The 17,168-nt window shown below is 63.1% G+C and carries 15 protein-coding genes; 4 read left to right on the plus strand and 11 right to left on the minus strand.

What is annotated here, in order from left to right:
• The first annotated feature begins 1 nt into the window (after position 1).
• The 4 genes from ftsH (at position 2) to folD (ending at position 5,109) form a co-directional block, all read left to right on the plus strand.
• Entirely contained in the window at positions 2 to 1,915 is a 1,914-nt protein-coding gene (gene ftsH, locus EV663_RS04100; protein ID WP_132950519.1) for an ATP-dependent zinc metalloprotease FtsH, read from the plus strand.
• 240 nt (positions 1,916 to 2,155) lie between these two features.
• Positions 2,156 to 3,832 carry a formate--tetrahydrofolate ligase gene (locus EV663_RS04105; protein ID WP_132950520.1) on the plus strand — a complete coding sequence of 559 codons (1,677 nt, stop codon included), beginning with the start codon at positions 2,156 to 2,158 and terminating at the stop codon, positions 3,830 to 3,832.
• 69 nt (positions 3,833 to 3,901) lie between these two features.
• Positions 3,902 to 4,210, plus strand: a complete 309-nt coding sequence (locus EV663_RS04110) for a chorismate mutase (protein WP_132950521.1) — start codon at positions 3,902 to 3,904, stop codon at positions 4,208 to 4,210.
• A complete protein-coding gene (gene folD, locus EV663_RS04115) occupies positions 4,207 to 5,109 on the plus strand; it encodes a bifunctional methylenetetrahydrofolate dehydrogenase/methenyltetrahydrofolate cyclohydrolase FolD (RefSeq protein ID WP_132950522.1) in 903 nt (300 codons plus the stop codon). Before EV663_RS04110 ends, folD begins: the two co-directional genes overlap by 4 nt.
• Here folD and EV663_RS04120 read toward each other — a convergent pair.
• The 11 genes from EV663_RS04120 to EV663_RS04170 all read right to left on the minus strand — a co-directional run bounded on the left by EV663_RS04120 (position 5,106) and on the right by EV663_RS04170 (position 16,980).
• Complete coding sequence (locus tag EV663_RS04120; RefSeq protein WP_243697861.1) at positions 5,106 to 5,540, minus strand: PaaI family thioesterase; 435 nt, start codon at positions 5,538 to 5,540, stop codon at positions 5,106 to 5,108. The two genes, folD and EV663_RS04120, sit on opposite strands and share 4 nt — an antisense overlap.
• Positions 5,541 to 5,570: 30 nt before the next feature.
• Complete coding sequence (pdeM, locus tag EV663_RS04125; RefSeq protein WP_132950523.1) at positions 5,571 to 6,269, minus strand: ligase-associated DNA damage response endonuclease PdeM; 699 nt, start codon at positions 6,267 to 6,269, stop codon at positions 5,571 to 5,573.
• A gap of 6 nt (positions 6,270 to 6,275) precedes the next feature.
• Positions 6,276 to 8,726, minus strand: a complete 2,451-nt coding sequence (locus EV663_RS04130; RefSeq protein WP_132950524.1) for a ligase-associated DNA damage response DEXH box helicase — start codon at positions 8,724 to 8,726, stop codon at positions 6,276 to 6,278.
• 44 nt (positions 8,727 to 8,770) lie between these two features.
• Positions 8,771 to 10,081 carry a P-loop NTPase family protein gene (locus EV663_RS04135; protein ID WP_132950525.1) on the minus strand — a complete coding sequence of 437 codons (1,311 nt, stop codon included), beginning with the start codon at positions 10,079 to 10,081 and terminating at the stop codon, positions 8,771 to 8,773.
• Positions 10,082 to 10,359: 278 nt separating this feature from the next.
• Entirely contained in the window at positions 10,360 to 10,854 is a 495-nt protein-coding gene (locus EV663_RS04140) for an A24 family peptidase (RefSeq protein WP_132950526.1), read from the minus strand.
• Between the two features lie 4 nt (positions 10,855 to 10,858).
• Positions 10,859 to 11,716 (minus strand): tetratricopeptide repeat protein, encoded by an 858-nt coding sequence (locus EV663_RS04145; RefSeq protein WP_132950527.1) that lies wholly within the window; start codon positions 11,714 to 11,716, stop codon positions 10,859 to 10,861.
• Positions 11,717 to 11,742: 26 nt separating this feature from the next.
• Positions 11,743 to 12,300 (minus strand): tetratricopeptide repeat protein, encoded by a 558-nt coding sequence (locus tag EV663_RS04150; protein WP_132950528.1) that lies wholly within the window; start codon positions 12,298 to 12,300, stop codon positions 11,743 to 11,745.
• A 7-nt stretch (positions 12,301 to 12,307) separates the two neighbouring features.
• Positions 12,308 to 13,297, minus strand: a complete 990-nt coding sequence (locus EV663_RS04155; protein WP_132950529.1) for a type II secretion system F family protein — start codon at positions 13,295 to 13,297, stop codon at positions 12,308 to 12,310.
• A gap of 10 nt (positions 13,298 to 13,307) precedes the next feature.
• Positions 13,308 to 14,276, minus strand: a complete 969-nt coding sequence (locus tag EV663_RS04160; protein WP_132950530.1) for a type II secretion system F family protein — start codon at positions 14,274 to 14,276, stop codon at positions 13,308 to 13,310.
• Between the two features lie 3 nt (positions 14,277 to 14,279).
• The gene (locus EV663_RS04165) at positions 14,280 to 15,710 is read right to left on the minus strand and encodes a TadA family conjugal transfer-associated ATPase (protein WP_132950531.1); all 1,431 of its coding nucleotides are present in this window, start codon (positions 15,708 to 15,710) and stop codon (positions 14,280 to 14,282) included.
• Positions 15,711 to 15,732: 22 nt separating this feature from the next.
• Positions 15,733 to 16,980, minus strand: coding sequence for a CpaE/TadZ family protein (locus EV663_RS04170; RefSeq protein WP_132950532.1), 1,248 nt, complete (start codon positions 16,978 to 16,980; stop codon positions 15,733 to 15,735).
• Positions 16,981 to 17,168 lie beyond the last annotated feature (188 nt).

Genomic DNA, 17,168 nt, shown 5'->3' on the forward strand with positions numbered 1-17,168 from the left:
TGTGGGCAACGCGAGACAAATCGCCTTTTGGGTTGTGCTTTTCCTGCTGATCCTGGCCTTGTTCAACCTGTTCAGCGGCGGCCAGTCCACCATGGCCTCGCGGTCTATCAGCTATTCTGAATTCCTGCAAAGCGTCGACGATGGCGCGGTGTCGAGCGTGACACTGGATGGCGAGCGGGCAACCATCCGTCAGACAGATGGCACCGTGGTCACCACGATCGTGCCAAATGGCGCGGATATCGCTGATCGGCTCATTCAGGAAAACGTCGATCTGCGGGCAGAACCGCAGGAACAGAATGGCATCCTTGCGTATATTGGTACGCTTTTGCCCTTCATTATCCTGATCGGTATCTGGATCTTCCTGATGAACCGGATGCAGGGCGGCGGCAAGGGCGGCGCGATGGGCTTTGGCAAGTCCAAGGCAAAGCTCTTGACCGAGAAACATGGCCGCGTGACCTTTGACGACGTGGCCGGCATCGACGAGGCCAAGGAGGAACTGGAAGAGATCGTCGAGTTCCTGCGCAACCCGCAGAAATTCTCGCGTCTCGGCGGCAAGATCCCGAAAGGCGCGCTGCTGGTCGGCCCTCCGGGCACCGGCAAGACGCTGCTGGCGCGCGCGATCGCAGGCGAGGCGGGCGTGCCGTTCTTCACCATCTCGGGGTCCGACTTCGTGGAAATGTTCGTGGGTGTTGGTGCGTCCCGCGTGCGTGACATGTTCGAACAGGCCAAGAAGAACGCGCCCTGCATCGTCTTCATCGACGAGATCGACGCGGTCGGTCGGTCGCGTGGCGTGGGCTATGGCGGCGGCAATGACGAACGCGAACAGACGCTGAACCAGCTTCTGGTGGAAATGGACGGGTTCGAGGCCAACGAGGGTATCATCATCGTCGCGGCCACCAACCGGCCCGACGTTCTGGACCCTGCGCTGTTGCGCCCCGGCCGGTTCGACCGGCAGGTGCAGGTGCCCAACCCCGACATCAAGGGCCGCGAAAAGATCCTGGGCGTGCATGCCCGCAAGGTGCCGCTGGGCCCCGACGTGGACCTGCGCATCATCGCGCGCGGCACACCCGGCTTTTCCGGCGCCGACCTGGCCAACCTGGTGAACGAGGCCGCCCTGATGGCCGCCCGCGTCGGCCGGCGTTTCGTCACGATGGAGGATTTCGAGAACGCCAAGGACAAGGTTATGATGGGCGCCGAGCGGCGGTCCATGGTTATGTCCGAGGACGAGAAAAAGCTGACCGCCTATCACGAGGCCGGTCACGCGATCGTCGGCCTGAACGTGCCGCAGCACGACCCGATCCACAAGGCGACGATCATCCCGCGCGGCCGGGCGCTGGGCCTGGTGCTGTCGCTGCCGGAACGCGACCAGCTGTCGGTCAGCTACACCAAATACACGTCCAAGATCGCCATGGCGATGGGCGGGCGCGTGGCCGAAGAATTGGTCTTCGGCAAGGAGAACGTGACCAGCGGCGCCGCAAGCGACATCCAGCAGGTCAGCCGGATCGCCCGGGCGATGGTCACGCAGTTCGGGTTCGCCGACGCGGAACTGGGCTATGTCGATTACGCCAACGAACAGGAATCGTACCTGGGTGCCTATGGCGGCGGGACCAACCATTCGGCCGCGACGCAAAAGGTGATTGACGACAAGGTCAAGGAACTGGTCGACCAGGGCTACGAGACCGCCAAGCGTATCCTGACCGAGAAGCGCGACGACCTGGAACGGTTGGCACAGGGGCTTTTGGAATACGAAACGCTGACCGGGCCCGAGATCATGAAGGTGATAAATGGCGAGCCGCTTAATCGTGGCGATGACGAGGACCGTCCGACCCCTGGCGGCGACACGCCCTCGTTGACGGCCATTCCCAAGACCAAGCCGCGCCCAAAGCCGGGGATGGAACCTGAACCCTCGGCCTGATTCCAGGTCGGTTCCGATACCGCCGCGCCGTTTCCCGGTTGCGGCGGTTTCCTTTTGTGAATTGAATTGCGTGTCTGGCGGCACATGTCTTGCCGTGCGGCCCGTTCCGGGCCGCGTATGGGTATTTTAACCAAGAAGAAGAGCGCGCCCGCGGCATGATCCGCCACGAACGCGCGAGATGCCGAAAGGGACCCGTACCTGCGAGCTGTCGGTCAGGCGGGCCAAGGGGGAAAAGGTACGATGAGCCATCCCAGCGATATCGAGATCGCCCGTGCGGCGAAAAAACGGCCAATACGCGAGATCGGCGCGGAACTGGGCATTCCCGAGGCCGCGTTGGTGCCCTATGGCCATGACAAGGCCAAGGTCAGCGCGGATTTTATCGAGGGGCTGTCCAAGCGGCCGATGGGGCGGCTGGTTTTGGTGACGGCGATCAATCCCACCCCTGCGGGCGAGGGCAAGACGACGACCACGGTTGGGCTGGGTGACGGGTTGCGCAGGCTCGGCCACAAGGCGGCGATCTGTATTCGCGAGGCATCGCTGGGCCCGTGTTTCGGAATGAAGGGCGGGGCAGCGGGGGGCGGTCGTGCGCAGGTCGTGCCGATGGAAGACATGAACCTGCATTTTACCGGGGATTTCCACGCAATCACCGCGGCGCATAACTTGCTGGCCGCCATGATCGACAACCATATCCACTGGGGTAACGAACTGGGCCTGGATCAGCGCCGCATCACCTGGCGCCGCGCGATGGACATGAACGACCGCGCCTTGCGCGACCTCGTCTGCGGTTTGGGTGGGCTGGCCAACGGTGTTCCGCGTGAAACAGGGTTCGACATCACGGTCGCTTCAGAGGTTATGGCGATCCTGTGCCTCGCCACCGACCTGGACGATTTGCAGCGGCGGCTGGGCGATATCATCATCGGCTATACCGGCGAGAAGGTTCCGGTGACCGCGCGTGCGTTGAAGGCGGACGGCGCCATGACGGTTCTTTTGAAGGAGGCTTTGCAACCCAACCTGGTGCAGACACTGGAACACACGCCTGCCTTTGTCCATGGCGGGCCGTTTGCCAATATCGCCCATGGCTGCAACTCTGTCATGGCGACGACAACGGCGTTGCGGCTGGCCGATTTCGTCGTGACGGAGGCCGGGTTCGGGGCTGACCTTGGCGCCGAGAAATTCATGAATATCAAGTGTCGCAAGGCCGGGCTGTCACCGGCGGCGGTGGTGGTGGTGGCCACGATCCGTGCGCTGAAAATGAATGGCGGCCTGGGCAAGGACGCCCTTGGCGCCGAGGATGTTGCCGCGGTCGAAAGGGGCTGTGCGAATCTCGGGCGCCATATCGAGAACATGAAATCCTTCGGGGTGCCTGTCCTGGTGGCGATCAACCGGTTTTCAGGCGATAGAAAGGCCGAGATGGAGGCGGTCGAGGCATTCGTGCGCGCACAAGGCAGCGAGGCCTTTGCCTGCACCCATTGGGCCGAGGGGGGCGCGGGGACGAGCGCACTGGCGGCACGGGTGGCCGAGGTGGCGGCGGCGGACCGGACCGGGTTTGTCCCGCTTTATCCCGATGCAATGGGCCTGTTCGAAAAGATCGAGACAATTGCCAAGCGCATCTACCGGGCCGAGGGGGTGACTGCCGACAAGAAGATCCGCGACCAGTTGCATGCCTGGGAAGAGGCGGGTCATGGCCATTTGCCGATCTGCATGGCCAAGACGCAATATTCCTTTTCGACCGACCCCGCCTTGCGTGGGGCGCCCGAGGGCCATTACGTTCCGGTGCGCGAGGTCAGGTTGGCCGCGGGCGCGGGGTTCATCGTCGTGATCTGCGGCGAGATCATGACCATGCCGGGTCTTCCGCGCCGCCCTGCGGCAGAGACTATCGGGCTGAACGCCGAGGGACAGATCGAGGGGCTGTTCTGAGCCGCATTGCAGGTGCGCGCGCCCCGCGTTAAGCCGGGGCCAAGAGGGTGGAACGCGAAGGGCGATCAGATGCAGGATCCGCGGGACTGTCACAGCATGGTGGAGCTGCGCGCGGGGATCGACGCGCTTGACCGGGAACTGGTGGCCCTGCTGGCATGCCGCGCGCGTTTCATCGATCGGGCAGCCGAGTTGAAACAGGCCGCGGGTTTGCCCGCCCGGATCGGGGCAAGGGTAGATGAGGTCTTGGCCAATGCGCGGGCCAATGCACGGGCCGCAGGGCTGGACCCGGATCTTGCCGAGCGGCTGTGGCGCGACATGGTGGAATGGGCGATCCAGCACGAAGAGGCGGCAATGGGCATCAAGGAGGACCGGGCATGAGCGCAACACTGATCGACGGCAAGGCCTTTGCCGCAACCATCCGCGACAAGGTGGCGGGCCATGTGCGCCGCCTGCATGGCGAACATGGCCTTGTTCCAGGTCTGGCCGTGGTTCTGGTCGGTGACGATCCTGCCAGCCAGGTTTACGTTCGTAACAAGGGGGCGCAGACGCAAGAGGCCGGAATGGCATCTTTCGAACATCGCCTGCCGGCCGAGACCGGCGAGGCAGAGCTGTTGGCGCTGATCGAGAGGTTGAACGGTGCGCCTGCGGTGCATGGTATCCTGATTCAGTTGCCACTGCCGGATCACATCGATGCGGCCAAGGTCATCAACGCGATCGACCCGGCCAAGGATGTCGATGGCTTTCACATTTCGAATGTTGGCCTGCTGGCGACCGGACAAAAGGCAATGGTGCCCTGCACGCCGCTTGGATGCTTGATGATGTTGCGCGATCACCTGGGCGAGCTGTCCGGGCTGGACGCGGTCGTGGTGGGCCGGTCCAATATCGTGGGCAAGCCGATGGCGCATCTGCTGCTGGGTGAGAATTGTACCGTTACCATTGCCCATTCCCGTACCCGCGATCTCGCGCAGGTCTGCGCCCGCGCCGATATCCTGGTGGCCGCGGTGGGACGGGCGCGAATGATTCCGGGCGACTGGATAAAGCCGGGCGCCACGGTGATCGACGTGGGCATCAACCGCGTTCCGGCCCCCGAACGTGGCGAGGGCAAGACGCGGTTGGTGGGAGATGTCGATTTCGACAGCGCCGTGCAGGTGGCCGGCGCAATCACGCCCGTTCCTGGCGGTGTCGGCCCGATGACCATCGCCTGTCTTCTGGCCAATACCGTGACGGCCTGTTGCCGGGCGCATGGCCTGGCAGAGCCCGAGGGCCTGACAGCCTAGACCGCAACCGGGACGATCGTTCCCAGGAGCGTCGCGGTATGGATGCGTGCCGCGCCATCCTCGGCAAAGACATCGGCCCGCACGATCACCAACCGGCGGCCCGGCTTGATCACCGCGCCACGCGCCACCAGCCGCTGGCCGCGCCCGGGCGCGAGCAGGTGCAGCTTCATCTCGCTGCTCAGAACCTCGTGACCGGGGGGCAAAAGGCTGAGCGCGGCATAGCCCGCCGCGGTATCGGCCAGCGAAAAGGTCAGCCCGGCATGGGCGTGGCCCTGTTGCTGGGCAAATGCAGGGTTCAGCGGTGCGGCAATCTCGGCCATGCCGGGATCCAGCGCCACGAGCTCTGCATTCAGGCTTTTCATCATGCCTTGCGCGGCGAAACTCTCTTTCACCGTGCGGGCATAGTCGGGGTTGCGGGTTTCGAAATGCACCTGTGCCTCTTTTGGTCGCCTGAACCAAGGCTAGCTGCCCCGGCCTGTATTGCGCAAGCGGCCTGCGGGGCGCATCGGAACCGGGGATGGCCGCGGCCCGATCAGAACCGCCACGGCCCCTGGCTGCATCAGCGCATCGAGTTCCGGCGCGTCCATTGCCAGACCCCCGGTATAGGCGCCAAAGGCTGGCAGGATCGCGCGGTGCCCGTCGGTCAGCAGGCAGCGCCGGGTGATGCGCCGGCCGGCCAGTGTCAGCCGCGCCTTGGGATGATAGTGGCCTGACACCTCGCCCGGCGCCGAATCCGGCCTTGCAACATGGCGAAAGGTCAGCGGGCCAAGGGCCGTCTGCGCAAGCTGTGCGCCGTTCAGACCGTTGGGGCCCGGATCGTGGTTTCCGGTGATCCAGACCCATCCTCGCCCGGCCATAAGCGACAGCAGGCGCGCCCTGGCCATGTCGGGCAGGGTGCGAGCGGCAAGATCGTCATCGAAACTGTCGCCCAGGCAGATCACGCGGGCGGGATCCGTGGCGGCGATATCGTTTTCCAGCCGGGCCAGGGTTTCGTCCGTGTCATAGGGCGGCAAAAGGGGGCCGCCGCGCCGGGCCACCCGCTCTGACTTGCCCAGGTGGAGGTCGGACACGGTCAGGATGCGCTCTGTGGCCCACCATAGCGCGCCGGAGGGCATCACGCACAGCTCTGCCCCCGCCAATGTGAATCGATGGCCGTTCATGCCTTGTTAAACCCCTTTTTCGGCGTGGTGTGCATGCGCTTGGCCCAGCCCCGCCTCTTCCATCAGTCGCGCGGCCGCCTCGTCGATCAGCCGCTGCTCTGCCATGCCCTTGAGGGGGATGCGCCCGGCCTCGAGGAAGAGTGGCGCGGCCAGCGGGGTCGCGCGTGGACAGGCGATATGGTCGATGCGTCCTTGCACCCGCGCCAGCATCGCCTCGATCCGGCCGAAATCGACAAGGCCTTTCATCGCCTCTTCGCGGGTGATGTCCAGCATGACATGGCCGGGGTCGTATTTCATCAGCGTGTCATAGAGGATGTCCGAGGAAAACGTGGCTTGGCGCCCGGATTTGCGCTTGCCGGGCTGGTTGCGTTCGATCAGCCCGGCGATGACGGCGGATGTTCGAAATGTGCGCTTCATGACCGCGTTTCGGGCCAGCCAGCCCTCGAAAGCGGCCGTAAGAGCATTCGATTCCAACAAGTTCGCAGGCGCGGTAATCTCCTCCAGCCCCCAGATCAACGTGGCATAATCCGTGGCAACGAAGCCCAGTGGGGCCAGCCCTGCATCCTCCATTCGTTGGCTCAATAAAAGGCCCAGGGTCCGTTGCGCGTTGCGCCCGGCAAAACCGTAGACGCACAGGTGATGCCGTCCATCCCTGGGAAAGGTTTCGACCAGTAGCCGCTCGGGCGTCGGCAGGCGCGAAACGCGGCCCTGCAAAGCCAGCCAATCGGCGGTATGGGAAGGCAGGGCCGAAAAATCGCCCTCGCGAAACAGTGCAAGAATGCGATCCGCCAGCCGGGTGGAGGTGGCAAACCTGGTGCCTGTGAAAACCGCAATCCTCGGTTCGCGCGCCGGGCTGCGGGTGACCTCGACGACCATCTCGCGCAAACCCTCGTAGCGGACGACCTGGCCACCGATCAGAAACGTGTCGCCATGCGTCAGCGTGGCGGCAAAGGCTTCCTCGACTTCTCCCAGCGGTGCGCCTCCGCGGCTGGGTTTAAGACGTACCTTTAGCGTTTCGGCATCGACGATTGTGCCCAGATTCATGCGGATGGTTTGTGCGATGCGCGGGTCGCGCAGCCGCCAGCGCCCGTCGGCGTCCTGCATCAGCCGCTGCCAGCGGTCATAGGTGCGCAGGGCATAGCCCCCCGTTGCCGCGAATTCCAAGCATGCATCAAATTGCGGGCGAGAGAGCGCGGTATAGGGACCGGCGCGCGTGACCTCGGCAAACAAGGTGTCGGCGTTGAACGGGCCCGCCGCGGCGGTGGCCAGTATATGCTGGCACAGCACGTCGCGGGCGCCGGGACCGCGCGGTTCGCCATCGAGGTCACCCTCGCGCACGGCCTCAAGCGCGGCCAGGCATTCGACCACCTCGAACCGGTTGGCGGGCACCAGAAGCGCCCTTGAGGGGGCGTTATAGCGATGGTTGGCCCGCCCGATCCGTTGCACCAGGCGCTTGACGTTCTTGGGGGCGCCCACCTGGATCACAAGGTCTACATCGCCCCAGTCGATGCCAAGATCCAGCGAGCCGGTGCAGACCACCGCGCGCAATCCCCCCGTGACCATCGTGTTTTCCACCTTTTCGCGCGCCTCGCGCGACAGGCTGCCATGGTGGATCGCGATGGGCAGGTTGTCGGCATTGGCGAGCCACAGGTCGCGAAAGAACAGTTCCGCCTGGGCGCGGGTGTTGTGAAAGATCAGCGTCGTGCGATGGCGCGCGATCTGATCCAGAATCGCCGGGATCGCGTGGCGCCCGCCGCCACCAGCCCAAGGTGGGGGCGTCGGGGTGTCGAGCATCGTTATGTCAGGGGCCGGGCCGGAATCCGCGATCAGCACCGCGCAAGGATCTGGGTGCGGCGCAAGAAAATGCGCCAGCGCCGGCGGGTCCTCGACCGTGGCCGACAGGCCAACCCGGCGCAGGCCGGGACATAGGGCCGACAGCCGCGCGAGCCCCAGCATCAACTGATCCCCGCGCCTCGACTCGGCCAGCGCATGGGTTTCGTCAACGATCACTCGTTCGAGCCCGGCAAAGATGCGCGGCGCGTCCTCGTAGGACAAGAGCAAGGCCAGGCTTTCGGGCGTGGTCAGCAGGATATGGGGCGGATCGGCACGTTGACGGCGGCGCCGTGTCTGTGAGGTGTCGCCAGTGCGATCCTCGACCCGGATATTCAGCCCCATCTCGGCGATCGGCGTGGCCAGGTTGCGGCGGATGTCCGCCGCCAGGGCCTTGAGGGGCGAAATGTAGAGCGTGTGCAAGCCCGGCGCCGGATTCGCGCCGAGTTCGGCAAGCGTTGGCAGGAATCCGGCAAGCGTCTTGCCCCCGCCCGTGGGCGCGATCAGCAAAAGCGCCGGTACGGCGGCGCGCTCCAGCATGGCGTGCTGGTGGGGATGGACCGACCAGTCGCGGGCGGCGAACCAGTCGGCGATGACAGGGGGCAGGGCAGAGGGCGGGGCGGTCATGCCCCTTATCTAGCGGCGCGGCGAACTTTGCCAAAGCCTGGCGATCAATGAACGATGGCCTCGTCCCGCACGAACATGTTGGCCCAGGCCCGGTCGATCAACTCGGGTGTCATCTGGTGGGGGATGCCCTCGAACTCACAGATCGCGATCATCTGGTCGATCAGAAAGACCGGCTGATAATTCGCGTAGACATTGCCGATGGTCGGGTATTTCTCGTTCAGAAGATAGATCAGCGTTTGTTCGTCCAGCGGCATTTTTTTCTTGCGGGCGACCATCGCGAAGATCTTGAGGAAGTCTCTCTGGCAGGGGCCGTCGATCTTGATCTTGAAAAATATCCGGCGCAGCGCGGCGCGGTCGAAGATGTCGTTGGGGTGAAAGTTGGTCGAAAAGATCACCAGCGTGTCGAAAGGCACCTCGAATTTCTCGCCCGATTGCAGGGCGAGGATGTCGCGGCCTTCCTCCAGCGGCACGATCCAGCGGTTGACAAGGGCCTGCGGCGGTTCCTCTTGTCGGCCAAGGTCGTCAACGATGAAGACGCCACCGCTTGATTTCAGTTGCAGCGGCGCCTGGTACGTGCGCGCGGTCGGGTTGTAGACAAGATCCAGCATCGACAGCGACAGTTCGCCCCCGGTGATTACGGTGGGCCGTTCACAAAGCACGTAGCGCGAGTCAAAGCGATTCGTGCTGCGCCGCAGGGTCCGGGGATCGTCGACCAGTTCCTCTGCGGCGGAATGCACGATCGGGTCGTAGACGGTGATGACCTGGCCGGCATATTCGATGGCGCGGGGCACGTAGATCCGGTCGCCCAAAGCATCGCGAATACCGTTCGAGATCGAGGATTTGCCGTTGCCGGGTGGGCCATACATCAGGATCGAGCGGCCGGAACTGACCGCGGGGCCAAGGTGACCAAGAAGATCATCGGGCAAGATGAGGTGACCCATCGCGTCGGTCAGCTGGTCGCGTGTGATCTGGATGTTGCGGATCGACTGGCGCTTTACCTGCTCGGCATAAACCGCCAGCGGTACCGGCATGGCGCCGTAATATTCCGACTGGCCAAGCGCATCCAGGGCACGGGCCTTGCCCGCCTCGGTCAACTGATAGCCCATCTCGCCGCCGGAATTGGCATGCAGGGTGCCCGTCGCCTCCAACAGCTTTTGCGTCCGGGCGAGGTCGACCAGTTCCTGCGTCACCGGAACCGGCAGGCAGATCGCGCGCGCGATTTGCGTCACCACGTCGATATTCTTGCGAAAGACGGTTTTCAGAAGGATATCCCGCATCATCACGATCGGCAGGCGCATCTCGTCCAGCGAGCGCGGGGCGGGCGGGGCGATCACCCCCGAGGTCTGCATGTTCATGATGTGACCTGAAATTGTTCCGTTCGTCTCGCATGCTGGCCGGTATTTCTGGCAAATCTGGGGCGAGAGGCCGGAGATTTCGGACAATCCGAGGATTCATGCCGTTTCGTACAGCGTTTCGTGCAGCGGCCCTTGGGCACAAAGGCCGGGGAGGACAAGATCGGTGGTGAAACAGGCACATTCGATCCTGCGTGCCACGGCGCGGCCGCCATCCCCGCCGAGATACGGCCGCGCGCCATGACCGTGCCGCTTGTCCGCGATGCTGTGCCCTGGCGGTGTTACGCGCCGGCCCATCCCGAAATCGCGAGATAGGCAACAAGCGTCGGCCCTAGCGCGAGGCCCATCGGGAAATCGCGCGCCTCCCACGAGGCCCAGTCGGGTGCGATACGGCGCATCGCGGGGATGCGGCGCAGGATGCGATGCGTCAGCAAAGCCGCGATCAGTATCAGCGACAACAGCATCAGCGCCATCATGACATCCGAAAGCGCGACGAACGGTGCCATCGCCGCGGCGAACTTGGCATCGCCCGCGCCGATCACGCCCGCCATGTTCAGAACAAAGCCCATGATCAGGATCACCAACAGATGTGCCCAGCGCCAAGCCCAGATTTCCAGCGGCAGAACGGCAAGGCCCACCACGGCAAAGACGGCGACCAGCGCATAGACCGACTTATTTGGGATGCGCATGGTCTTGAGGTCGCTGAACGCCACCCATAGCCCGATGGGTAGGGCGAAGGGCAGGAACCACAGGGCGGTCGGATCGAGAAGCTGCATCGGATCAGTTTACCACGTTGCTGTCGAGCGCCCGCAGCGCCCGCTCGGCGGCCTCGAAATGCTGGGGATTGGCGTCGATCGCCTCTTTCAGCAGGCCGCGGCCGATCTCGACATCGCCCTGCTTGATCGCGGTGAGGGCAAGTGTATGAAAAAGCTGTGCCTTTTCTGCCTGAGTCATCTCCACGATGGGTAGTTGATAGTTGCGTTGGGCGCCGCGGGCGAGGACGAGGTTGTTCTTGGCGGTGAACAGCGTGGCGTCATAGGTGATCGCCTCGACGAATAGCCTCTCAGCGCCGGTATAATCCCCGCGCGACAGTTTTGAATAGCCCCAGTTGTTCAGCACGCCCGAGGGCCTTGTCGTCAGTTCGACCGCGGTTTCGTAGAAACTGTCGGCTTTTTCCCATTCCTTGTTGCTGTCGGCGACCATCGCTTCCAGCCGGTAGCGTTTATAGGTTTCGAACGTGGGCGGGATTGCGTCCAGGATCTTTTCGGCCTTTTTCCAGTCGCCGTTGCGGATCAGTGCGTCGGCATGGTCAACCCGGTCGTCATCGGTGGCATCGGGGTGATCGACGACCTTTGCCCAGGCCAGTGCGCCCTCGGTATTGCGCTTGGCGCGGATCAACGCGCGCGCAAGGCCCCGTTTGGGCGCGATATCGTCTGGCCGTTCCTTGGCCACGGCCGAGAAATGGCGGACCGCCTCATTGGGGTCTGCCACGTTCATCATGATTTCGTTGAGACTGCTTTCGTCGCTGGCCAGCACGTCCTGCACGGCGCGCTCTACCTCGGCCTCGCCATTTGTCGTACAGCCAGGTACTGCCAGCGCCGCAATGGCGCAGACCGATACAAGAAAGACATGGCGCATTTTCCTGCGTCCTCTGCTGCTCTGCCTCAGGGGGTGGACAGCAGCAGGTATTTTCCACTGCCCCGCCTCACCAACACAAAATCGTTGTTTTGCGGCGGATCATAGGCCGAATTCTCGGTTTTTGCGATAGCGCGGCGCAGATTTTCGCGGATTTCGTCCGATTCGCCACTGTCCAGCGCATAGGCGGTGCGGAATACCCGGCGTGCCTCTCCGGTTTGTCCGCTCTCCATCAGGACCACGCCGAGATTGTTCCAGGCGGGCACGAATGTCTCGTCGACGTCGATCGCCCGGCGCAACTGTGCCTCGGCCTGTCCCAGCCGTCCCAGATGCAGGTTTGCCGATCCGATGGCGGACAGGACATCGGCCGTCAGCCCTTGTTCGGCCGCCGCGCGATAATAGGCCTTGAGCGCCAGTTCGAATTCTCCCGCCGCCATCAAACGATGACCGACGATCAAGCCATCCACGGCCTCGGTCACCTCGGGCGTGCCGGGCGGAGGCGGGGGACCGTGGCGGCCGTTTCCCGGCCCACCCAGGCCGTTCTGGCAGGCCGCCAGAAAAGACAGCGCAGCCGCTAACAGTGCCATTGAGAGGCTAGAACGCCCCCTTTTGGAGAGTTTCGTAAATGCCATACACCGAGGGGCCAATCAGGATGATCATCAGCGGCGGAACCGTGAACATCATCGTGCCCAGTGTCAGCTTGGTAGGCAAGACATTCGCCTTTTCTTCGGCCCGCATCACGCGTTTGTCGCGCATTTCGCCCGCATAAACGCGTAGTGCCTCCGAGATGGAGGTGCCAAAGCTGGCCGACTGGATCAGCACGGTCACGAAAGAGGCGACATCGGGCACGCCGCAGCGTTCGCCCATATCCTTGAGAACCTGGATCTTGTCCTTGCCTGCCTTCAACTCGTGGGCGACCATTTCGTACTCGTCAGCCAGGTCGGGAAAGCCCGCACGGATCTCGGCGGCGACGCGGATGATGGCCTGGTCCAGCGACTGGCCCGCCTCGACGCAGACCAGCATCATGTCCAGGCTATCGGGAAAGCCGTTGGTGATTTCTCCTTGCCGGGTTTGCAATCGGCGCTGTACCCAGTATTTCGGCAGGTAATAGCCAATCGCCCCGGGAACGATGATCGACAGGATCATCTGCGTGGAGGACATCCCGCCGGTGGAGTTGCCGACGATGGCATAGAGCACCCCCGCCACCAAAAGCGCGATCCCCAACGCGAACTGCGCGAAATGATACATGCGCACCGATGATCGCGAGCGGTAGCCGGCGCGCATCAGCTTGAGCCGAATGGCACTGAATTCCTCTTCGTTCTGGGGTTCGAGGAATGTGGAATACTTGTCCAGCTTGTCGGCCCGCGAGTTGTAGCGCAGCCGGGGCAGGCCTGTCTCGGCGCTGGCGCGCTGGCGTGCGAGGTTTTCTTCGCGCAGCCGGTCCAGCGGATCGGCGCGTTTTTTCAAAAGCGAGGGCAGCGCCAGCGCCAGCAATGTCACCGCGAGAAATCCCACCGCATAGATCGGGCCGAGCGGGCCGAGCCTTTCGACCAGAATTGCCTGGATCGTATCGAGCATTGCCATAGTGGCCTCCCTAGACCTTGATGTTGACCATCATGCGCATGAAAATCACGTTGGTGACGAGGAACACGCCGACGGCGAGGGCGGCCGGGATGAAAAAGGCGGTTTGCTTGACGCTGTCGTAATAGTCGGGCTTGAGAACCGAAATCATCAGGATTGCCGCGATCGGGAAGCCCGACAGGAACATCCCCGACCATTTCGCCTCTGCGGTGATCGCCTTGACCCGGCGGAACAGTTTGAACCGCGCGCGGATGACAGCGGCGAGCCCCGCGAGGATTTCGGCAAGGTTCCCGCCGGATTGCTGCTGGATCGTCACTGCCACGGCGAGAAAGCGTAGATCCTGCATGTCCATGCGTTCGGCAAGATCTTTCAGCGCCTCTGACACATCGCGCCCGTAGGCGGCCTCGTCCGCGATGATGCCGAACTCCGAGCCAAGCGGATCGGCTACCTCGCGCGCCACGATGTTGATCGCCGAGATGAAAGGATGCCCCACCTTGAGCGATCGGACCATGAGTTCTACCGCGTCGGGAAGCTGTTCCTCGATCAGGGCGAGGCGTTTCTTGGCCTTGTTGTTGATCCACACATAGACCCCGCCAACCCCCATCACCACCGCCACCAGCGCACGCACGGGCAGGGCCGCCTCGGTGCCCATGGTAAGCCCCATGAAAGCCACCCCCGACAGCAGCACCATGATCATGATCAGTTGTTTCGGCGAAAAGGCGATATTGGCTTTTTGCGCCTTGTCCGACAGCATCGAGTAAAGCGGGATGCCGCGCGCGTTCACGTGCTGGCTCATCTCCTTGCGGAGCTGTTCCAGAACCTCTTCGCGATTGCCGCCTTTTTCCAGCATTTCCAGCCGGCGGTTGAGCTTGCTGTTAAGGCTGATCGATCTGCCAAAGACGGTCAGGTACAGACCCTCGACCAGAACAAGGACAGAAACGAAAATCAGCCCGTAGATAAGGGGTTCGGCACTGATTTGCATGGCTTATGCCCCCATATTCGGTTCAAAAAGGCTGGCTGGCAGATCATAGCCCCACTGGCGGAAGCGTTCCGAATAGTGGCTGCGCACGCCGGTGGCGGTGAATCGGCCGATGATCTTGCCGTCGGGTTGCAGCCCGAGGCGTTCGTAGCGGAACACCTCCTGCATCGAGATCACGTCGCCCTCCATGCCGGTCAGTTCGGTGATCGAGACCATCCGGCGCGACCCGTCCTGCAGGCGGCTGGCCTGCACGATCAGGTTCACAGCGCTTGCGATCTGGCTGCGAACCGCTTTGAGTGGCATCTCGATCCCTGCCATCGCGATCATGTTCTCAAGGCGCGAAACGGCGTCACGGGCGTTGTTGGCGTGGATCGTGGTCATCGAGCCGTCATGGCCGGTGTTCATCGCCTGCAACATGTCGATGACCTCTTCGCCGCGGGTTTCGCCGACGATGATGCGGTCGGGGCGCATCCGCAGGGCGTTCCTCAGACAGTCGCGCTGGGTCACCGCGCCGCGGCCCTCGACATTGGCGGGGCGGCTTTCCATCCGGCCCACATGGGTCTGCTGCAGCTGCAGTTCGGCAGTATCTTCGATCGTCAGGATGCGTTCGGAATTGTCGATGAAGCTGGACAGCGCGTTCAATGTGGTCGTCTTGCCCGACCCCGTCCCGCCCGACACGATCACGTTGAGGCGGCAGGCCACGGCGGCCTGTAGATAGGCTGCCATTTCCTCGGTGAAGGCGCCGAAGCGGACAAGATCGTCAACGCCCAGCTTGTCCTTCTTGAATTTCCGGATCGAAACCAGGCTGCCATCCACCGCGATCGGCGGCACCATCGCGTTGAATCGCGACCCGTCAGCCAGGCGCGCGTCGACATAGGGGTTCGATTCATCGACGCGCCGGCCCACGGCGGAAACGATCTTGTCGATGATCCGCAAAAGGTGGCGTTCGTCCTTGAAGGTGATGTCGGTCAGTGTCAGCTTGCCCGCGCGTTCGACGAAGATCTGCTTGGGCCCATTGACCAGGATGTCGTTGATGGTTTCGTCCTGCAAGAGCGGCTCTAGCGGGCCGAGCCCCTTGACCTCGTCATAGAGTTCCTGGTGCAGTTGTCGACGGTCCTCCTTGTTGAGGACCACGCTCATTTCCTCTAGTGCCTCGGCGGCGATGTCCTGGATCTCGGCGCGCAGATCGGCCTCGGCGGCGTGTTCCAATGCGGCGAGGTTGAGGTTTTCCAACAGGCGCTTGTGCAATTCGACCTTGAGCTCGCCCAGCTTTTCGCGTCTCTTGCGTTCCTTGTCCTCGGGCATCGCGCGGGCCGGGGCGGTGCGTGGCTTGGCCGGGGCGCTGTTGGTTGTCGCGGGGCGGACCTGTTGGGGCGGCGTGGCGACATGCGCGAGACGGGCGGCGGAATGGTCGGCCTTCTTGTAGCGCGAGAACATCGGTGTTTCTCCCCGGTCCTGATCAGGCGGTGCCAGAGGCTTCGGCTGCCTCGTTCAGATCGTAAAGCGATTTGGCAAGCTTCTGGATTTCCTTGCGCAGCGGTGTCTTGGCCGCGGTTTCGGCCAGCGGCAGCCCGTGGTCGCCGGCCTGGGCGATAACCTTGCCGCCATCGGGCAACAGCATGTCCAGGTCTATATCCAGGCTTTCGGCCAGCCGCTTGACGCGGCTCTTGCCCGCAAGGTCGGTGAACTTGGGCGCGCGGTTCAGGATGAAGCGTAACTTTTGATGGGGCAGGTCTTCGGATTTCAGCGCACGTAACAGCCGCAGCGTGTTTTGCGCCGAGCGCATGTCGAGTTCGAGCAATGCGAAATAGACATGCGCCTTGTTCAGGACCGTTTCGGTCCATTGCACCAGGGTCGTGGGCATGTCGATGACCACGAAATCGAACTGGGACCGAGCCATTTCCACCAGCGCCTCCACATCTTCGGAGGTGACGATATCCAGCGGCAGGATGTCGGACGGCGCGGTCAGGACGTGCAAGTCCTTGTTATAGGCCTGCAATGCCTGCATGAAGCTCTCGCAATCCATCGCGGCTATGTCGGTCAGAAGCTCGACAACCGCCTCCTTGCGCGGCAGGTCCAGGAAGGTCGAGACCGAGCCGAATTGCAGATCGAGATCCAGCAGGCAGATCCGCTTGTCCGTCTTTGCGGCCAGCCTGGTCAGTTCCCAGGCCATGTTCACCGCAAAATTCGAGGCCCCGACGCCGCCAGCAAGACCATGCACCGGTAAAACCACCCCATCGCGATGGTTCGATGTCACCTTGGGGGCGGCCGGGGCGCGCGCGGATACGGGTTCGGGAGCAGGGGTGCCAAGCCTGGCGATGGCCTCGTGCAACGCCCCATCGGGCAGCGGGTAGGGAACGAAATCGTCGGCCCCGTGCCGCATGAGCTGGTGCAGCGCGATCGGGCTCAGTTCTTCAGCGATGACGACGACCTTGATACCGTGGCTCTTGGCACTCCGTATGACCTGGCCGATAAAGGCGATATTGTCCTCATCCTCTTGATCGACCGCGACTGCCACGAAATTCAGCAAGGAACCGTCGGGCTGGCCGAAATAGGTCGTGGCATCCTCGAACGCGAGATCGCCCCAGCCCTCACCGAGCTCGGATTCCATATCCTCGATCAGAAGGTCGAAATTCTGGATGTCCCGCGACACAGTGCATGCGGTGATCTGGGCGGGCTCTGATTCCAACGCGGCCATACTCGTCATCGCTCTCTCTTCCCCAATTGTTGGGTCGGCCGGGGAATGGGCGATGCCTGCCCGACGGACCCTCACGCGACTCGTGGGCGCGCGATTTATTCCTTGGGAAACAGACTGGAGTTCAAACTGGGCAACATTACGGCTCAAAAACCGTAATTGTTGGATTATCGCGGGCGCCCGGACGTGGGCGATCGCGG

The sequence above is a fragment of the Rhodovulum bhavnagarense genome (assembly GCF_004343505.1).
GTDB lineage: Bacteria > Pseudomonadota > Alphaproteobacteria > Rhodobacterales > Rhodobacteraceae > Rhodovulum > Rhodovulum bhavnagarense.

What these genes read in the sequence shown, in the direction of transcription:
- EV663_RS04130 (WP_132950524.1), bottom strand. Translation starts at nt 8,726, where the DNA reads ATGACCGCCCCGCCCTCTGCCCTGCCCCCTGTCATCGCCGACTGGTTC.
- EV663_RS04160 (WP_132950530.1), bottom strand. Translation starts at nt 14,276, where the DNA reads ATGCAAATCAGTGCCGAACCCCTTATCTACGGGCTGATTTTCGTTTCT.
- folD (WP_132950522.1), top strand. Translation starts at nt 4,207, where the DNA reads ATGAGCGCAACACTGATCGACGGCAAGGCCTTTGCCGCAACCATCCGC.
- EV663_RS04170 (WP_132950532.1), bottom strand. Translation starts at nt 16,980, where the DNA reads ATGACGAGTATGGCCGCGTTGGAATCAGAGCCCGCCCAGATCACCGCA.
- EV663_RS04140 (WP_132950526.1), bottom strand. Translation starts at nt 10,854, where the DNA reads ATGCAGCTTCTCGATCCGACCGCCCTGTGGTTCCTGCCCTTCGCCCTA.
- pdeM (WP_132950523.1), bottom strand. Translation starts at nt 6,269, where the DNA reads ATGAACGGCCATCGATTCACATTGGCGGGGGCAGAGCTGTGCGTGATG.
- EV663_RS04155 (WP_132950529.1), bottom strand. Translation starts at nt 13,297, where the DNA reads ATGGCAATGCTCGATACGATCCAGGCAATTCTGGTCGAAAGGCTCGGC.
- EV663_RS04145 (WP_132950527.1), bottom strand. Translation starts at nt 11,716, where the DNA reads ATGCGCCATGTCTTTCTTGTATCGGTCTGCGCCATTGCGGCGCTGGCA.
- EV663_RS04150 (WP_132950528.1), bottom strand. Translation starts at nt 12,300, where the DNA reads ATGGCACTGTTAGCGGCTGCGCTGTCTTTTCTGGCGGCCTGCCAGAAC.
- EV663_RS04135 (WP_132950525.1), bottom strand. Translation starts at nt 10,081, where the DNA reads ATGAACATGCAGACCTCGGGGGTGATCGCCCCGCCCGCCCCGCGCTCG.
- EV663_RS04110 (WP_132950521.1), top strand. Translation starts at nt 3,902, where the DNA reads ATGCAGGATCCGCGGGACTGTCACAGCATGGTGGAGCTGCGCGCGGGG.
- EV663_RS04105 (WP_132950520.1), top strand. Translation starts at nt 2,156, where the DNA reads ATGAGCCATCCCAGCGATATCGAGATCGCCCGTGCGGCGAAAAAACGG.
- EV663_RS04165 (WP_132950531.1), bottom strand. Translation starts at nt 15,710, where the DNA reads ATGTTCTCGCGCTACAAGAAGGCCGACCATTCCGCCGCCCGTCTCGCG.